Source organism: Bacillus sp. 11B20, assembly GCF_056098985.1.
In genome coordinates this window covers 232,113-247,586 of sequence record NZ_JBLZWZ010000006.1, presented here as the reverse complement: position 1 = coordinate 247,586, position 15,474 = coordinate 232,113, and the positions used below count along the sequence as shown (strand labels likewise).

The window sequence follows — 15,474 nt, the reverse complement described above, 5'->3', positions numbered from 1 at the left end:
TCGTGAAAGATATAGGTATGTATATGAGAGGAGAGATGTCAATTGAATATCGCCATTACCGGAGGAACCGGTTTTATCGGCCAGCATGTTAAAAAAGTGCTCGCTGCTGAGGGACATCATCTATATATTTTAACAAGAAATCCAAAGGAATCCGAACAAAATCATTTACATTATGTGCAGTGGCTGACCGAAGGTGCTGCGCCTGAGCATGAATTGCCTGCCATCGATGTATGGATTAACCTTGCTGGAAAATCCATTTTCACACGCTGGACAGACAAGGCAAAAGAAGGCATCCTCTCCAGCCGTCTCAAATCAACACAAGAGGTAAGACGCATTATAGAAGCGCAGGAATCAAAACCATCTGTGCTGATTCAAGCAAGTGCTGTCGGGATTTATGGCACATCTCAAACAGGAGATTTTACGGAGGAGTCACCTCCTGCAGATACTGATTTCTTAAGTCATACATCAAAACTTTGGGAGGCTGAGGGGCAAAAGATTGAAGCCCTCGGCATTCGTACGGTCTACACACGCTTTGGCGTCGTGTTAGGAGAAAAAGGCACACTGCCGCTGATGACACTTCCTTACAAGCTGTTTGCCGGCGGGACAATTGGCGCTGGCTCGCAATGGGTTTCATGGGTGCATGTTGAGGATGTAGCACATCTCATTGCCTATGCGATTCATAATGACGACCTCTCAGGCCCGCTCAATGTGACATCACCGAATCCTGTTCAAATGAAACAGCTTGGACAAACCATTGCTTCTGCCCTTCACCGTCCCCATTGGCTGAAGGTGCCATCGTTTGTGATCAAAACGGCACTCGGTGAAATGTCATTGCTTGTTTTAGAAGGCCAGCGTGCTCTGCCAAAAAAAGCACTGCTCTCTTCTTATGACTTTTTGCACCCTGAACTAAAAGAAGCGATTTTGCATTCTAAGGAATAAATGTTGTCAAAAACACCCATCCTATTAGAAATGATATGAGGGGGCGATTTTGATGAAGAAAAAAGAACACCAGCCAACTTCAAAGCTGAAAAAAACTCAGGAAGTCCTGTATCAGCAGGAATTCAAAAAAGCGGAAAGAGCAGCAGAAAAAAGAAACAAATAAGACGGATATTCCCCTCCAACAAGCACATAACTAAAGTGATCTTGTAAAGGAGGGAAAGGCTTTGAAAAAAGACCAACACAAAAAATCCAACCACGAGCTCGCAGCACAAGAGACGGATGGCGAATATGTTGAATTTTCCAAAGAACTTGCAGATCCGAATGACTTAAAAGCAATGGCACGTATGAAAGCAGCCGATCAGCGCGCCAAAAAACAATAAGTAAAAAAGCAGACCTTATTCAGCGGTCTGCTTTTCTTTTATTTGATTTCAGTAAGAAGACTTGATGCTTTCTGGCGTGATTTTTCCTCAGGCACCTCTTCTGGATAACCTATATGAAGGATCGCAGCAAACCGTTCGTTTTCCTTTAATCCCATGTCTTGTTGAAAGCCTTTATCGTATAAAATACGTCCGCTCTTCCATACCATACCGATTCCTTGATCCCATGCAAGCAGCTGGAGATTTTGAATAAGCGCGCTCACGGCGGCAAAATCATCATTTCTCACCACAGGGTTCTCGTCTTCTTTTAGTACGACAAGTAAAAGCGCTGGGACCTTAGAAAAGTAATCTCTGTATTGATTGATCTTTTCTTCTTTTGCATCTGGGTTGTTGCGCTGAAAGAAAGCAATGAAGCGCTCTACAAATGTGGCTTTGGCTTCATCCGTCACCGCATATAAAAAGCGCCACGGCTCCGTGATTTTATGGTTCGGCGCATAGACTGCATCCTCTAATAGCGGCTGAAGCTGTTCAATCGTCACCGGTGTGTCTTTGAATTTGCGAATCGATCGTCTATATCTGACAGCGTCTCGAACCGTTAACGCGTCTGTTTGTTGTTTCGTTTCTGGCATATATGTCATCCTCTCAATCAACCTTAATTGAAATTGATTCTCATTCACATTATAAACATCATCGCGTGCAGTTGCAAATCAAGTATCTCTCCTCCCCGTCTGCTAAATAGTTGTTTGACTTTTTCAAGTAATGTTACAATCATATTACGTTTTAAACAAATTTTGAGAAAAAAGCCAAGATGATGAAATGATTTTCAAGTATTCCCATTTTGTCTGATTCAGTTTTTTTGTCAAAAGGCTTTCAACCATGATTGGAAGGGAGGCTTCTGGATGGAATGAAAATTAATATTGGACAAATCATTAAACTCTATCGTTATAAACAAAATATGACCCAATCTGAATTGGCAGAAGGAATTTGTTCTGTCTCTCATTTAAGTAAAATTGAAAATGGCTCAAAGGAGGCCAATCAAGATACGATCAATCTGCTGCTTGAACGGCTTGGTATCAGCCAAGAAAAGCTGTCACAAAAGGCGCGTCATCTGCTATCACTTTTGGATGAGTTTCAAATGAATATGTACTTCTATGCTCTCGATCAGGCTGAACAAAATGCAGAAATGATCATTCAGCACGAGGAGCAGTTCTTTTCACTGGATTTAGGCATACAGTATCATTTGTCTTTATTTCAATTTTATTTATTAACGGAAAAACAGCCGCTTGCCTTAAAAACACACCGCGTGCTCAAAAAATTCGAAAAAACGTTTATTGAAACGGAAAAAGAAATTTTTGAATATCTAGACGGTATTCATCAAATTAAAATTGGTCAGCTTGAGGATGGGCTGAAAAAGCTTGAAAGCTGCTTTTCCTACGCCTCAGTTGAACAAAGTGATTTGTATTATCACTATGCAAAAGCACTCGGAAACATGGGACAGCTCGGTGACGCGCTTGAAGCGACACATCAAGCGATGGATTTATATAGACAAAAGAACAATTTCAAGCGGATTATTCACTGTACACTTATTCACGGCGTGATCTCACTTGAACTAAAAGCCTATCAAACTGCGAAGAAATATATAAAGGAAGTGATTTTGCACACTTCCCTTTACCCTGATGCCTATATTAAAATGTCCGCATATTTTTATTACGGGGTGCTCTTAAAACGTGAAGGTGATTTCTCTTCAGCTGTGCCTTATTTACTAGATTCACTCAATTACTTTAATCAAGAACAGATAGAAGACCGTTACTGTGAAACGCTATATGAAATTGCGACACTATATGCTGAATATGACCGCAAAAAGGCACTTCCCTACATACATGAGCTGTTAAAACAGCCTCGTATTCAGCCAAACTGTTTATATATGATCAAAATCTATAAATTGATGATTGAGGAAAATCCTCTTGATTTGAAAACCTATTTGATCGAAGCAGCCCTTCCTTACTTTGAACACAATGAGCTGCACAGTGAATATTTGTTTGCGCTTAGAACCTTGCTTACCTATGCAGGTGCTGAGCTTGATGATCAGGCCTATAAGTTCTACACAAAGAAGCTGCTAGATCATTTAACAGTATATCTTCCCTATTACAAAAAAGCATGACCTTCTGCCGATCGAAGGTCATGCTTTTTCTATTTATTAAATGGTCTTTTGCTGATCTGTGTCATGATGGTTCATCCGTTTGACAGAATGAATATACCGTCTTTTTGCAAAAAAATCGTACGCATGCTGTCCAAAGCCAAGCCATATACTGAGCATGATGAATGGGACCGTTCCCCATAATGCAGGGATATGGCAAGCCATACGCAGCCAAGTATAGATCCCTGAATTCTTTTGATTTTTGGCTAGGGAAATAGACACGATTCGTTTTTCCGCCTTCTCTTCACTGATTTTATTCAGCCTGAGCAGCTGCGAGTGTCTAAAGGATTCAAAGTGAATCCGATTTTTCCAATCGAGTGATTTTAACAAATCAATCATTTTTGCACATGAAGGACTTTGTCCATCATAAAACACAAGCAGTCTCAGTGATTTGATGGAACGCTGTTCTCTTTTTTTCGATTCAGCGAGCTTCTTTTTTTCTTGATCGAGATAAATGATTTTTTTCATAAATTGATCGCCTGTCCTTTTCTGTCATTTTTTTAGTTCGTTCAAAGGAGATTACAACTAGATTACTATAGTTGCTGGGCCTCTTGTATTGGGAAAAAGCCAACCATTGTGCGTTATATGAGCCTTTGGATAAGGGCAAAATCATTGATTTCATGGCATATATGAGGTTTTTCAACTAAAAGTGGTTGGGAAAATCGTGGTGCTTTGCGGTTTTCTGCGGTTTTTGATAGAATTCTGCGGTTTTCTACACCTTTATGCGGTGGTTTTGTAGGTAAAACGCAAAAACAAGATAAAAAAAGACTACTTCCCATTGCGGCGAAGTAGTCTTTTGGTTTATATTTTTGCCAAAACTTCTACTATTTCTTTCTCAATATCTTTCCATAAGTAACGGTCTGTCGTATAGTGATGTGCGGCTTCTTTCGCAAATACTTGAAAAGCTTCTTCATAATCAGGTGCATCTTTGTCCGGTTTTTTCTCGTCCACAAAGCGCTGTGCTTCTGCTGAGCGAGGTCCCCATTTCCCCACTTCATTTCCGTCCTGATCAATGATGACGATAATCGGAATCGATCTTGCGGTCCCGTTCGTTAAATACTGATCCATCAGGTCTAGATTCTCATCCCGAATGAAATAGCGCGCATCAATGAGTGCTTCATTTGCAATACGCATGAAAATCGGGACATTGACCATTGCATCCCCGCACCAATCCGCTGTGATGACAAGTGCTCTGAGCTTTTTCTTTTGCAGCTTTTGAAGCAGCTCTTTTTCTTTTTGATGAATTGCGTACTGGTTGTACACCGTGAGTAGATTTCCCCGGTTTTTCTCCATGTTGTGTACATATGTACGTTCAGCTAATCCCTTTGTAAACCATTCATTTAATGTCATATGAACATCCCCCTTACCCTTCAACTTTACCACTTTTGCTATTCTTTTGTCTAAAAAAACCTTCACCTAGTGAAAGGTAAAGGTCTTTTGGTTTATGGACGCCGATTTCGATTTGGGTCCGTCCCAATCAGCTTGGTGACAAGCACCATTGTGACAGGCAGTGACGTATTTTTTTTATACGCTAAATATTTCCCGCGCCATTCAGGCTTATACTTCTGTTTAAACGACCGTAAACCGCTGAAGCTGTACATATATCTGACATTGTTGAAAATAACACTCGCCAAACGCTCCGTAAGAAAGGACTGATGGAACGTCCCCACATTCGATAAAGGTGCCATTCCCATGTTAAACGATTTATAGCCTTTTTCTTTCGCCCATTGAAACAGGTGGATAAACAGCGCATCCATCATCCCGTTCGGTGCATCATGCATATGACGCATTAAATCGATGGAAATCTCCCCTTCTTGATACATCGGCATTAATGATACAAAGGAAATGATTTGCCCTTGTTCATCCTTTAAAATCGCAATCGGTGCTTTTTGAAGATAGTCTTCTTGAAAATAACCGAGCGAAAACCCTTTTTCTTTTTTCTTTCCGAGCCAGCTGTCAGAGATTTGTTTTAAAGTTGAGATCAACTCATTTGAAAAGGGAGGTTCCAGCATTTCAAAGGTGTAGCCTTCTCGTTCAAATTTATTCGCCACAGCTCGTAAATTTGATTTTTTCTTACCTGACAGAGTAAACGTTTCTAAATCGACCATGGCTTCTTCCCCAAGCTTAAAGAAGTGAAAGCCTAAGTCATGATAAAGAGCCATCCCTTCTCGTTCTACTTGATAAAAAGCGACGCGGTAGCCGGCTTTTTCTGTCTCCTGTAAAAACTCTTCAAGTACAAGCGGATAAGACGCCTCACGTCCAGATGGATCTCCGAGCACAATGACGCAGCGGCCAATTCGTCCAAACTGAAGCATCGCTTCTCCATCACTTGAGAAAAATAGTTTTTTGTCGCCTAAAAAGCCAAGATGACTGAGGGCATTTCCGCCTTTTTCTTCTAAAAACGTTTTTAATTTCTCCTCATCTGCTTTTTCTCCAATCGGAAATGCTTTCTTATTAAAAATCAATTTACTAATGAAGAAGAAAAGCGGGACACCGATGAGAGCAATCATGCTTGTCATCGTGATATGCCGTTCATTGTGAACGAGATAATCCTTACTCAAGAAATGCCCTATTTTTGTCCAAATATAGTTGCCAATGACATTATAGTTAAAGAGCACGAATAAATATCCAGCGGCAGCCGCCACAAACTGATTCAAAGAATAAGGTGCCTGCTGCTTCACAAATTGATTTCGAAGAGAGAAAAACACAGCCATGATGACTGGCAAAATAAAGATCAGACTGAGGTTAAACCCCTTTAACAAAGTAAACACAAAACCGCCTGCTAAAGAGATCATTGTCAGCACGTACGATCTTTTCGTTCTTTTATACACTTCAATGGACAAAATCATGAGAATGATTCCGAACATTAAAGAAAGACCATTAAATCCTGATAAAAGAAAGCGCGGAATGCTGGTAATCACACCTAATCGATCGACTGGAAGCACAACAGATGCCATGATAAGCAAGCCGCTTCCAAAGGTTAAAATCGATAAAGATCCGTACAATAACCGGATTAATAAAGCACGGTGCAAAACAATTAAGACGTTCGTTGTTTCAATGGCAGGTGCCATTTTCGGATTGCCTTCAAGACGTCTAAGCGTCGTGCCCGTTAAATCGTAAGCAGCTAGACAAAGCCCTAGGATAAACGGGAAGATTGAGTACACGAAGCGATACAAGACGAGCGCCGTCAGCACCATCTCTTTATCAAAACCAATGTACTGCATGCTCAGTAAAAAGATGAGGTCAAACGAACCAAATCCGCCCGGAACCATACTGATTAAACCGCCAATTGATGCAATCGCAAATACACCTAATACAATTCGGACATCGACATTCATTCCCATAGAGACGACAGCCATGTACATAACAAGTCCAGCTGCAAGCCATTCTAAAAATGATGCACCGATATAAGCGTAAATTGGATGCTTTAGTCCATTTTCACCGCTCTCAATCGAGCTTTTTCGAATAGATGCCATGACGATATATATTGGTACAATACAGGCAAAGATAATGACAAATGCCCATAGCCACGGCTCCTGGCTGATAATACTTTCAACAGGAAGCACCCTGACCAAGATCAGATCACTGAAAATAGATAAGCCCAAAAGGACAGAGGAAGTCAAAAGGGCAATGCCTTTCAGCAGTTTTTTCGTATCTGTTATGTACTCCTTATAGAGAAGCGTTCTAAGCCCTGCTCCTGATAGACCGCCGAATCCAAGAACACTGTTAAAGGAGTTTGCAATCCAGGAAATGCGAATCGTTTTCCAACCGCTGATCGGCATATTTAGGCTTTTCCGTAAAATAAAATCATATAAGGACATCGATAAAACCGCAACAAGTCCAAGAAAGACAAGAATAAACAAATCCATTCGGTTCAAGCTGTCAATAATATAAAACGTCTTTTTAATGGAAAGTCCGCTTAGCTCCTGCTTCGCGACAAAGATCAATACAAGGATAATCACGATCGGAAAAAGCATTTTTAAGATCGTCATACCCGTTTTTTTGTTCCACATGTTTTTCCCAACTTTCTAGGTTGCTTCAATTATTTCAACTGAACATTATTATACAACAAATACCACTTGATTCATGCAGTTTAACATTCAAAAGCTTGACGAACCTTTCAATTAGAAGTAAAAATCAGTAATATAAAGAAAAAGAGCCGCTTAAAGGAAGTGAACAAGCGTGGAATATAATATTCATGACACCACCGTATTAAAAGAAGAGATTCTATCTCCAGAGGAAAAAAAGACATGGGTTCTTTATATGAAAGTGCTCACAGCTGCAGGTCTTGGAGATGTTTCTGAATGGATGAAGCTTGATATGAGTATGCCTCAAATGAAGGTGCTCATGCTGCTCAATAACCATGGCTCTCTCAAAGTATCCGAAATCGCTGAAAAAATGGGCGCTTCTTTGTCCAATATGACAGGTCTGCTTGACCGGTTAGAACAGTCTAACTTTGTCGTGCGAAAGCACTCTGAGCGTGACCGGAGAATCATTGTCGTAGAGCTGACAGAGGAAGCGAAAAATATTTTCAGAAGTATTTATCAAAAAGGACACGAAAAAATCAAAAATTCCCTGCAGCGGCTCAATGACGAGGAAAAAGAAAAAGTCAATGAAGGCCTTGCTATCTTAGAAAAAGCACTGCGTCCTGAACGCGGCTAAAAAAGTAAAAAAGAAAAAAGACGGTCACTTGAGGTCCGTCTTTTTTGTTTCTTCTATTTGTCGATCTGGGGTGAAAAGATTTTTACGAATGACTTCCCTGTCATCCCATAAAAGATAGGCTAAGCCGAAAATGAGAAAAAGGATACTGATCCACGTACCGCCAGGAATCAGCTGTTCAAGTTCCTCAATCGTTCTTTCTGAGCCTAAGCTGTTACTATAGCGTATCTCAAAAAGAACATATTTCGCTATATAAAACAATGCCGCCATACAGATAAACATGGCGCCGACAATTCTCCTTCCAGACATGCGTTTACTCCTTTACTTCCACTGATTTCTTTTGATTAATTCCGTAATATGGGCAAGGTGATGCTTTGAATGCCAGACGTACATTCCCGTTGCATCATATAAGGACACCGTTTGTTGATCGGCAGGGTGATAATAAGAAGCGTTGAAGTCTTTCTCTGACATTCCCCGCAGTAAAGTGACCCACCTGCGATGCAGACTGCTGATCAAAGGCAGGGATAAACTGATGGGCGCCTTGCTGTCAGGAAGTGAGGCAAATCCCTCCTGATCATATGGACGTATGTCCGGTGTATCTTCTGTGAGAGCAAGTTTGAATCGTAAGTATGCATTCAGATGGCTGTCTGCTACGTGGTGAATGAGCTGACGAACAGTCCATCCTCCCGGCCGATAAGGTGTATCAAGCTGAGCATCTGTCAACGGTGCAGTCACTGCTTCATACTCTTCGGGGATTGCAGCCAGCTCATTAATCCATGCTTCCAGCTGTGCTTTCGTTTTTGTTTCTACTGGTTCATATAAGCCAATCGGATATTGTAATGACGTCATACGTTCTCTCCTCTCTCAAATCCTTCAAGAACAAATTTTCCAATCATCTTTCCTTGCTCAAGTGTTTGATGTGCCTGCTTCAAGTTAGCAGCATTGATCGGACTGAGAACCTTTGTTAAGGTATGCGTTATTTTTCCTTGCTCAAATAACTCACTCGCCTCTGTCAAAAGCTCATGCTGTTTGATCATGTCCGCTGTTTCATACATAGAACGTGTGAACATGAATTCCCATACAAATGCCGCACTTTTATTTTTGAGTAACTGAATGTCTAGGTTGTGCTTGTTCTCGACAATGGTACAGATCGTGCCTTGCGGTTTGATAGCTTCAGCCATGCCTTTGAAATGTCCATCTGTATCATTTAAGCATAAAATAAAATCCACTTCGCCGATTCCTTTTTCCTCGAGCTGCGCGAGAAGCGGCTGATGATGATCAATGATATGATCGGCACCTAATGACAGACACCACTCTTTTGTTTCTGGTCTTGATGCGGTTGCGATCACAGTTGCCTTCGCTAATTTGGCTAGTTGAATGGCAATAGAACCTACCCCGCCTGCACCACCAATGATCAGCAGGGTTGAGCCTTCTGCATTCCGCTTCATATGCATCCGGTCAAATAAAGCCTCATAACCCGTAATTGTTGTAAGGGGCATCGCGGCTGCTTCTGCAAAGGATAGATTAGCTGGCTTTTTCGCCACAATTCGCTCATCCACAAGCTGGTATTCACTATTCGAGCCTTGACGCGTAATATCTCCCGCATAGTACACGTGATCGCCTGGCTGAAATAATGTACACGCTTCGCCCACTTCAACAACCGTACCGCTTGCATCATAGCCAAGAATTTTCAGTTTTTCTTCCTTCTGATCCTTCGGTGATCTCACCTTTGTATCAACTGGATTCACGGACACAGCCTCTATCTTCACCAGTACATCCCTGCCAGACGCTTTAGGCTTTTCAACCTCTTGATCCATCAGGCTTTGCTCATGCTCAATCGGTAAATACTCCAATAGTCCAACTGCTTTCACTCGCTCGCACTCCCTTTCTCCATTCTTTCTTTCCACATTTTATCATAATTTTCTGATGTTTATGGCTGGGTCAAACGAGTGATGGCACATTTATGACCTCTTCAGGGCCTTTCGCTCTCTCGCCATGTATGAAGGACGTGCCTTTTGCAAAGAAGGAACATAAGTGAACCAGCTGTTGGATTTAAAAAATAGCTGAACGTAGTAAAACTGAATATGCTGAAGAAAAACGATGATTAATAGAAAAAGAGTGAATGAGAGAGTAGTTAGATCTACTCTTCCCTGTGTCCATTCATTGATCAAAAGAATCACAAAACCGACGATGAGGAGCTGTTCAACTCTTTGCACGAGCTGGCTAAAGACATGCCCGCGTTTTGATAGATCACCAGACTTGTGCTTTCTGATCCTTCTCGATTTGTAGAACCAAATAATACTTTCTGTTAGATTATGAATCATAAAAAGAGCGATGAGGGCGAGCAATAAAGGTGATGGGGTATAAAGGACTTGTGCAACGAACGGAAAGACTAAAAAATAACAGGCAATCAATGCGTGTCTGACTGATAAAAGAAATAGGACTTTTTCTATAGATGTTTTCATCTGTTTCACCTCCATATGTACTACGTTTCATTTGCCGAAAAGTTTCCCAAACCTATAAAAAAAGGATACCCCTAAAAAGGCATCCTTGATGAATCAAACTTAAAAAGCAGCGCTTAGTACGACTGGACCTTGCGGAAGCTTGTTATCCTTTTTTGGTTCCAGGGTCACAGCCACGGTATCCCATGATTCGTTTGCTTCTTTTTCAGATAACGCATAGGTGACGGTTCCTTCCCCTTTGTTATCTGTTTTAAAAGCACCGGCTGGCACCGGCTGATCTCCTTTAATGAGCCACACTTGATAAACAGCAGATGAATCAAGTTGACCCTTTAAGCCGTCTGCACTCACAACAAGTTCTTTTTTGCCGTTATGCTCTATCACTGAAAAAGCACCTGTCGTTTTTGGTGATGCGGCAGAAGCCAGTGATTTTGTGGCAACAACCCTGACAGGCTCTTCCGCCTGCTGTTTTCCATTCGATAAGAAATACACATTTCCAGCTGCTGAAATGAGAAGCAGTGCGGCAACGAGCGGTAAGAGCCACTGGTTTCGTTGCTTTTGCAGCGGTTTAATTTCGTTTGGCTCAGGTGCAGCCTTGAGCTCTTTTCTATCGCTATTGTTTTCTTCGACTGTCTCTTCTTCAAACACCTGGAATAAAATACGGTCTTTCATCCCTGCCGGAGGTGTTTGGTCTTCGGCTAGAAGTGGAATGTCAGACATGAGCGCTGTCAATTCTTCAAGCTCTTCTTTGCAAGCTGGGCAGTGCTTGATGTGCTCTTCAAATTGCGTTTTTTCTTCTCCTTGTAAATGCCCGTTGAAATAATCAATCACTTGATGTTTACACTGAGTCATGCCTCTTCCTCCTTTCCTCCGCGAGACAGTTTCGATCGCAAATGCTTCAAAGACAATCGAACCCTTCCCTTTACCGTACCAATAGGGATGCCCAGCTTTTCAGCGATGCTCTTTTGTGTCATCCCTTTAAAATAGACATCTTCTATGATGGTTTGCTGTTCTTTTGACAATGTAGATACTGCTTCACGTATGATCTGTTTTTCCTCTTTCCATTCCACTTCTTTTGATACATCTTCTTGATGATCGGCTAAATATTCAATATGCTCATCTTCCAAAGCCGTTTCATTCCGGTGCTTTCTTAAAAGATCAATGGCCGTGTTGCGTGACATCATGAATAACCACGAAGAGAATTTCCCTTTATCCGTATGATATTCTCCTATGCCGCGCCAGAGCTTGATAAAGACCTCTTGAAGCACTTCCTCCGCGAGCTCACGGTTTCCAGTCATTTTATAAATAAACGAATATAATACACGTTCATAGCGATCGTACAGCACTTCAAGCGAGGGCTTGTGACGATCATATTTGATCTTGTGATACAGCTCAAAATCTTTCAGTGTGTCCATGGTCATCTCCTTCCTTTTTCATGAGAAAGAGCATGCGCATCCATCATGAAATCCTTCACGTATTGCTTATCACTCGATTTACTGAAATAAGCCTACCTTGTACTTTACTCTTTTTTCAAGGAGAAAAAAAGAGCGCTGAAAAAGGAAGTGTGCTCCTCATGAGAATGTACTTACTTTACGACATAACAGACCATTTGGATCACTCATGATACAAAAGTCAAGAATCCATGTGTGACCACTCTCTAATCAGTTGATCTCTCCATTCAATTGAGGTAGAACGCATTCTTTCCGCATGTCATAATAGGGTGTAAATTGGAGAAATTGGAGAAATTGGAGTGTCCATATATGATGGTGACGATAGTTCTTTTTTTATTAGCAGGTTTAGCAGAAATTGGTGGCGGCTATTTGGTGTGGCTTTGGCTCCGTGAAGCAAAGCCTGTCAGCTTCGGGATCGCCGGCAGCCTTATCCTAGTCGCATATGGCGTCATTCCGACCTTTCAGCAGTTCCCGACTTTCGGACGGGTTTATGCTGCCTATGGCGGTGTTTTTGTCATTCTTGCTGTATTCTGGGGCTGGTGGGTCGATCGAAAAACACCTGATCTATATGACTGGATGGGTGCTTTGATCTGTTTGGCTGGAGTCAGTGTGATGTTATTTGCGCCACGCAGTTAATTTCTAACATCAAAAAGGGCTAAAATGATGTTTATTTTAGCCCTTTGTCTTCTTTTCGAATCTTACATTCTAAATTGTGTTTCGTATAAACGACGGTACAGTCCATCTATTTTGAGTAACTCTTCATGTTTTCCTTGCTCTTTTACGCCTTCTTTTGTGAGAACAATAATGCGGTCGGCATGCTGAATTGTCGCTAAACGATGGGCAATGATAAAGGTCGTTCGTCCTTCAGCCAGCTCTTCTAATGATGCTTGGATAAAAGACTCTGTCTCAGTATCAAGCGAAGAGGTCGCCTCATCTAAAATGAAAATGGGCGGATTTTTCAAGAAAATACGTGCTATGGAGATACGCTGTTTTTGTCCTCCAGATAACATCATCCCACGCTCACCGATCATCGTATCAAGTCCTTTTGGCAAACTATTGACTAAGTCCGTCAGCTGAGCCTTCTCTACTGCCTGCCAAATTTCTTCTTCAGATGCATTCAGTTTTCCGTATTGGATGTTTTCGCGTATCGTCCCATGAAATAAATAAATGTCCTGCTGTACGACACCAATTTGTGCGCGCAGCGATGCAAGTGTCATTTTTCGTGTGTCTATGCCATCAATTGTAATGCTCCCCTCCTGCCAATCATAAAAACGGGGAAGCAGATTGCAAAGGGTCGATTTCCCGGCACCAGATGGCCCGACGATGGCAATTTTCTCTCCTTGTTTGACCTCAAGATTGATGTCATGCAGCACAGGTTTGTTTGGTTCATATTGAAATGATACATGCTCAAAAGTGATATTCCCTTTTAACTGATGGACTTCGATTGCATCCTCATCATCCTTTTCATCTGGTGTTTGATCGATCAGTGATGCGAATCGTTTAAAGCCAGCTGCACCTTTTGGATACATTTCAATGACTGCATTGATTTGTTGAATGGGTCCTAAGAAAATACCTGTTAATAGGACGAATGAAACAAATTCACCATATGTCATATTTTTTTGCAGCACAAACCATGCACCGCACACGAGCCCAAATACGGTGACACTTTTAATGAGTGAATGACTCACTGCTGTATGCAGTGCCATCATTTGATATGTGGTCAGTTTTGTTTTTCTAAACTGCTCGTTATGCTCGATAAACCGATCCATTTCATGTGACTCATTCCCGAATGCTTTCACCACACGAATGCCGCTAATATTGTTTTCCACACGTGAATGGAATTGTCCAATGCTTGAAAACATTTTATCAAAAGCAGCAGACATTTTTTTCGTAAAGTAGACAGATAATCCGATCAGGAATGGAACGACAATAAATGTGAGAACCGCAAGCTGCCAGTTAATCGATAGCATGAGGCCAAACGCACCCGTTAATGTCATGATGGCGATAAATAAATCCTCTGGGCCGTGATGTGCCATCTCTCCAATATCCATTAAATCATTGGTCATGCGGGAAACGAGCTTTCCTGTTTTCTTTTGGTCAAAGAAACGGAAGGACATTCTCTGTACATGAGAGAATAGTTGATTCCTCATATCGGTCTCAATATTGATCCCCAGCTTATGGCCAAAATAAGTCACAACGTAATGCATGGTGGAACTGATGACATATAAAATGAGCAGCAAACTGCCCCAGAACCAAATGGCTTCCCAATCACCATTTGGCAGTAAATCGTCCATCACTTTACTGATGGCTAGCGGAAAGGATAGTTCGAGTAAGGCCGCCAGTACCGCACAGGAAAAATCTAATATAAACAGCCCCATATAGGGTTTGTAGTATGAAAAAAAACGTTTGAACAATTGACAGACCTCCTAATGATTAGATAAATCTGTCAATAAATCAGCAAACTTTTCAGCTTGATTCATGACTGCAATGGGATCATAAGGCCAAAAGAATTCTGCATCCAGTTGATAGGTCTGTTCCTTTTTGACAGCTTTTAAACTCTTCCAGATGGAATTATTTTTATCAAATGTCCCGCCATTGGATTCATCAATGAATATATAATCCCCTGCATATTTCGGAAGGGTTTCATAGGAGAGTACCTCATAGCCTGTTTTACTATTTAAAATTGTATCTTTGACCTCTTTTGGCGGATTCACTTTCAATTGTTGATATAGTGCTTGTCCACCTCGGTAAATTCCGTTCCCATACACAAACACATCATTTTTAAATGCGCCCATGATGGAAACTGTTTCATTCTCTTTTAATACAGATTTTACTTTTTTTCGAGCTGCTTCGATTCGTTGGTCAAAGGAGGCGAGAAACGCCTTTCCTTCCTCTTCTTTGTTTAACACCTTGGCCAAGGTTGTGATTTCTTCATGTGCGTCTTTGAATGAATTGTAAGGATATACGAGTGTTGGTGCTATTTTTTTATACACATCATAGACTTTTTCATCCTGTACTGCGGTGATAATTAGATCAGGCTTTAAGCTGAGTGCTTTTTCAGCTGAACGCTCGTCACTAATGTCCTCTATACCTTTGATCTTGTCCTTCAAGTGTACATTCTTTAAATCTTGAGTCGTTGCACCTACAGGGTGAACATCCAATGCAATTGCACTGCCTAAATATCCATCTATGAGAACGCGTTTTGGGTTTGCTGGAATGTCGATTTTTCCTTTAACAGTCTCAATGGTTTTCGTTTGCTGCTCTGTTTCTGCCGTTTTGGCTTCTTCTTTTTTTCCACAGGCTGACAATACCAGCATGAAGATGACAGCACATATCCAATATGTCTTTTTCATATGAGTATTCCTCCTTCATTTCCTAGATACAAATGAGAA

Annotated in this window: 18 protein-coding genes; 6 read left to right on the top strand and 12 right to left on the bottom strand. The window is 41.3% G+C overall.

Annotation, left to right across the window (positions count from 1 at the left end; all coding sequences use genetic code 11):
• Positions 1-42 precede the first annotated feature (42 nt).
• From ACN6NB_RS03950 to ACN6NB_RS03940, 3 genes are all read left to right on the top strand, one after another.
• Positions 43-939 carry a TIGR01777 family oxidoreductase gene (locus tag ACN6NB_RS03950; protein ID WP_058837446.1) on the top strand — a complete coding sequence of 299 codons (897 nt, stop codon included), beginning with the start codon at positions 43-45 and terminating at the stop codon, positions 937-939.
• Between the two features lie 52 nt (positions 940-991).
• Positions 992-1,102 carry a YfhE family protein gene (locus tag ACN6NB_RS03945; RefSeq protein ID WP_017358836.1) on the top strand — a complete coding sequence of 37 codons (111 nt, stop codon included), beginning with the start codon at positions 992-994 and terminating at the stop codon, positions 1,100-1,102.
• A 61-nt stretch (positions 1,103-1,163) separates the two neighbouring features.
• Positions 1,164-1,319, top strand: a complete 156-nt coding sequence (locus ACN6NB_RS03940) for a YfhD family protein (RefSeq protein ID WP_041087330.1) — start codon at positions 1,164-1,166, stop codon at positions 1,317-1,319.
• Between the two features lie 38 nt (positions 1,320-1,357).
• On the opposite strand, the gene ACN6NB_RS03935 is transcribed toward ACN6NB_RS03940, so the two are convergent.
• Positions 1,358-1,945 (bottom strand): nitroreductase family protein, encoded by a 588-nt coding sequence (locus ACN6NB_RS03935; RefSeq protein WP_058837447.1) that lies wholly within the window; start codon positions 1,943-1,945, stop codon positions 1,358-1,360.
• A 275-nt stretch (positions 1,946-2,220) separates the two neighbouring features.
• Between ACN6NB_RS03935 and ACN6NB_RS03930 the strand changes: the two genes are divergently transcribed.
• Positions 2,221-3,477, top strand: coding sequence for a transcriptional regulator (locus ACN6NB_RS03930; protein ID WP_039177258.1), 1,257 nt, complete (start codon positions 2,221-2,223; stop codon positions 3,475-3,477).
• Positions 3,478-3,513: 36 nt separating this feature from the next.
• Here the strand turns inward: ACN6NB_RS03930 and ACN6NB_RS03925 are convergent, their stop codons facing one another.
• From ACN6NB_RS03925 to mprF, 3 genes are all read right to left on the bottom strand, one after another.
• On the bottom strand, positions 3,514-3,981 hold the full coding sequence (locus tag ACN6NB_RS03925) for a thiol-disulfide oxidoreductase DCC family protein (protein WP_039177256.1): 468 nt from the start codon (positions 3,979-3,981) through the stop codon (positions 3,514-3,516).
• Between the two features lie 333 nt (positions 3,982-4,314).
• Positions 4,315-4,863, bottom strand: coding sequence for a thioredoxin family protein (locus tag ACN6NB_RS03920; RefSeq protein WP_144516531.1), 549 nt, complete (start codon positions 4,861-4,863; stop codon positions 4,315-4,317).
• 92 nt (positions 4,864-4,955) lie between these two features.
• Positions 4,956-7,526: a bifunctional lysylphosphatidylglycerol flippase/synthetase MprF gene (gene mprF / locus ACN6NB_RS03915; protein ID WP_144490827.1), complete on the bottom strand. Its 2,571-nt coding sequence runs from the start codon at positions 7,524-7,526 to the stop codon at positions 4,956-4,958.
• A gap of 169 nt (positions 7,527-7,695) precedes the next feature.
• Between mprF and ACN6NB_RS03910 the strand changes: the two genes are divergently transcribed.
• The gene (locus ACN6NB_RS03910) at positions 7,696-8,175 is read left to right on the top strand and encodes a MarR family transcriptional regulator (protein WP_024425228.1); all 480 of its coding nucleotides are present in this window, start codon (positions 7,696-7,698) and stop codon (positions 8,173-8,175) included.
• Between the two features lie 24 nt (positions 8,176-8,199).
• Here the strand turns inward: ACN6NB_RS03910 and ACN6NB_RS03905 are convergent, their stop codons facing one another.
• The 6 genes from ACN6NB_RS03905 to ACN6NB_RS03880 form a co-directional block, all read right to left on the bottom strand.
• Complete coding sequence (locus ACN6NB_RS03905; RefSeq protein ID WP_058837448.1) at positions 8,200-8,481, bottom strand: hypothetical protein; 282 nt, start codon at positions 8,479-8,481, stop codon at positions 8,200-8,202.
• A 12-nt stretch (positions 8,482-8,493) separates the two neighbouring features.
• The gene (locus ACN6NB_RS03900; protein WP_058837449.1) at positions 8,494-9,021 is read right to left on the bottom strand and encodes a YfiT family bacillithiol transferase; all 528 of its coding nucleotides are present in this window, start codon (positions 9,019-9,021) and stop codon (positions 8,494-8,496) included.
• On the bottom strand, positions 9,018-10,043 hold the full coding sequence (locus ACN6NB_RS03895; RefSeq protein WP_327842406.1) for a zinc-binding alcohol dehydrogenase family protein: 1,026 nt from the start codon (positions 10,041-10,043) through the stop codon (positions 9,018-9,020). Before ACN6NB_RS03895 ends, ACN6NB_RS03900 begins: the two co-directional genes overlap by 4 nt.
• A 90-nt stretch (positions 10,044-10,133) precedes the next feature.
• Positions 10,134-10,637: a hypothetical protein gene (locus tag ACN6NB_RS03890; RefSeq protein ID WP_099663058.1), complete on the bottom strand. Its 504-nt coding sequence runs from the start codon at positions 10,635-10,637 to the stop codon at positions 10,134-10,136.
• Positions 10,638-10,736: 99 nt separating this feature from the next.
• Entirely contained in the window at positions 10,737-11,483 is a 747-nt protein-coding gene (locus ACN6NB_RS03885; protein ID WP_099663057.1) for an anti-sigma factor, read from the bottom strand.
• Entirely contained in the window at positions 11,480-12,046 is a 567-nt protein-coding gene (locus ACN6NB_RS03880; RefSeq protein ID WP_039177235.1) for an RNA polymerase sigma factor, read from the bottom strand. The genes ACN6NB_RS03885 and ACN6NB_RS03880 overlap by 4 nt, the downstream gene beginning before the upstream one ends.
• A gap of 345 nt (positions 12,047-12,391) precedes the next feature.
• Between ACN6NB_RS03880 and ACN6NB_RS03875 the strand changes: the two genes are divergently transcribed.
• Entirely contained in the window at positions 12,392-12,718 is a 327-nt protein-coding gene (locus ACN6NB_RS03875; RefSeq protein WP_024425817.1) for a YnfA family protein, read from the top strand.
• A 62-nt stretch (positions 12,719-12,780) separates the two neighbouring features.
• Here the strand turns inward: ACN6NB_RS03875 and ACN6NB_RS03870 are convergent, their stop codons facing one another.
• Positions 12,781-14,496: an ABC transporter ATP-binding protein gene (locus ACN6NB_RS03870; protein WP_144464352.1), complete on the bottom strand. Its 1,716-nt coding sequence runs from the start codon at positions 14,494-14,496 to the stop codon at positions 12,781-12,783.
• Between the two features lie 12 nt (positions 14,497-14,508).
• Positions 14,509-15,435: an ABC transporter substrate-binding protein gene (locus ACN6NB_RS03865; protein ID WP_106025893.1), complete on the bottom strand. Its 927-nt coding sequence runs from the start codon at positions 15,433-15,435 to the stop codon at positions 14,509-14,511.
• Positions 15,436-15,474 lie beyond the last annotated feature (39 nt).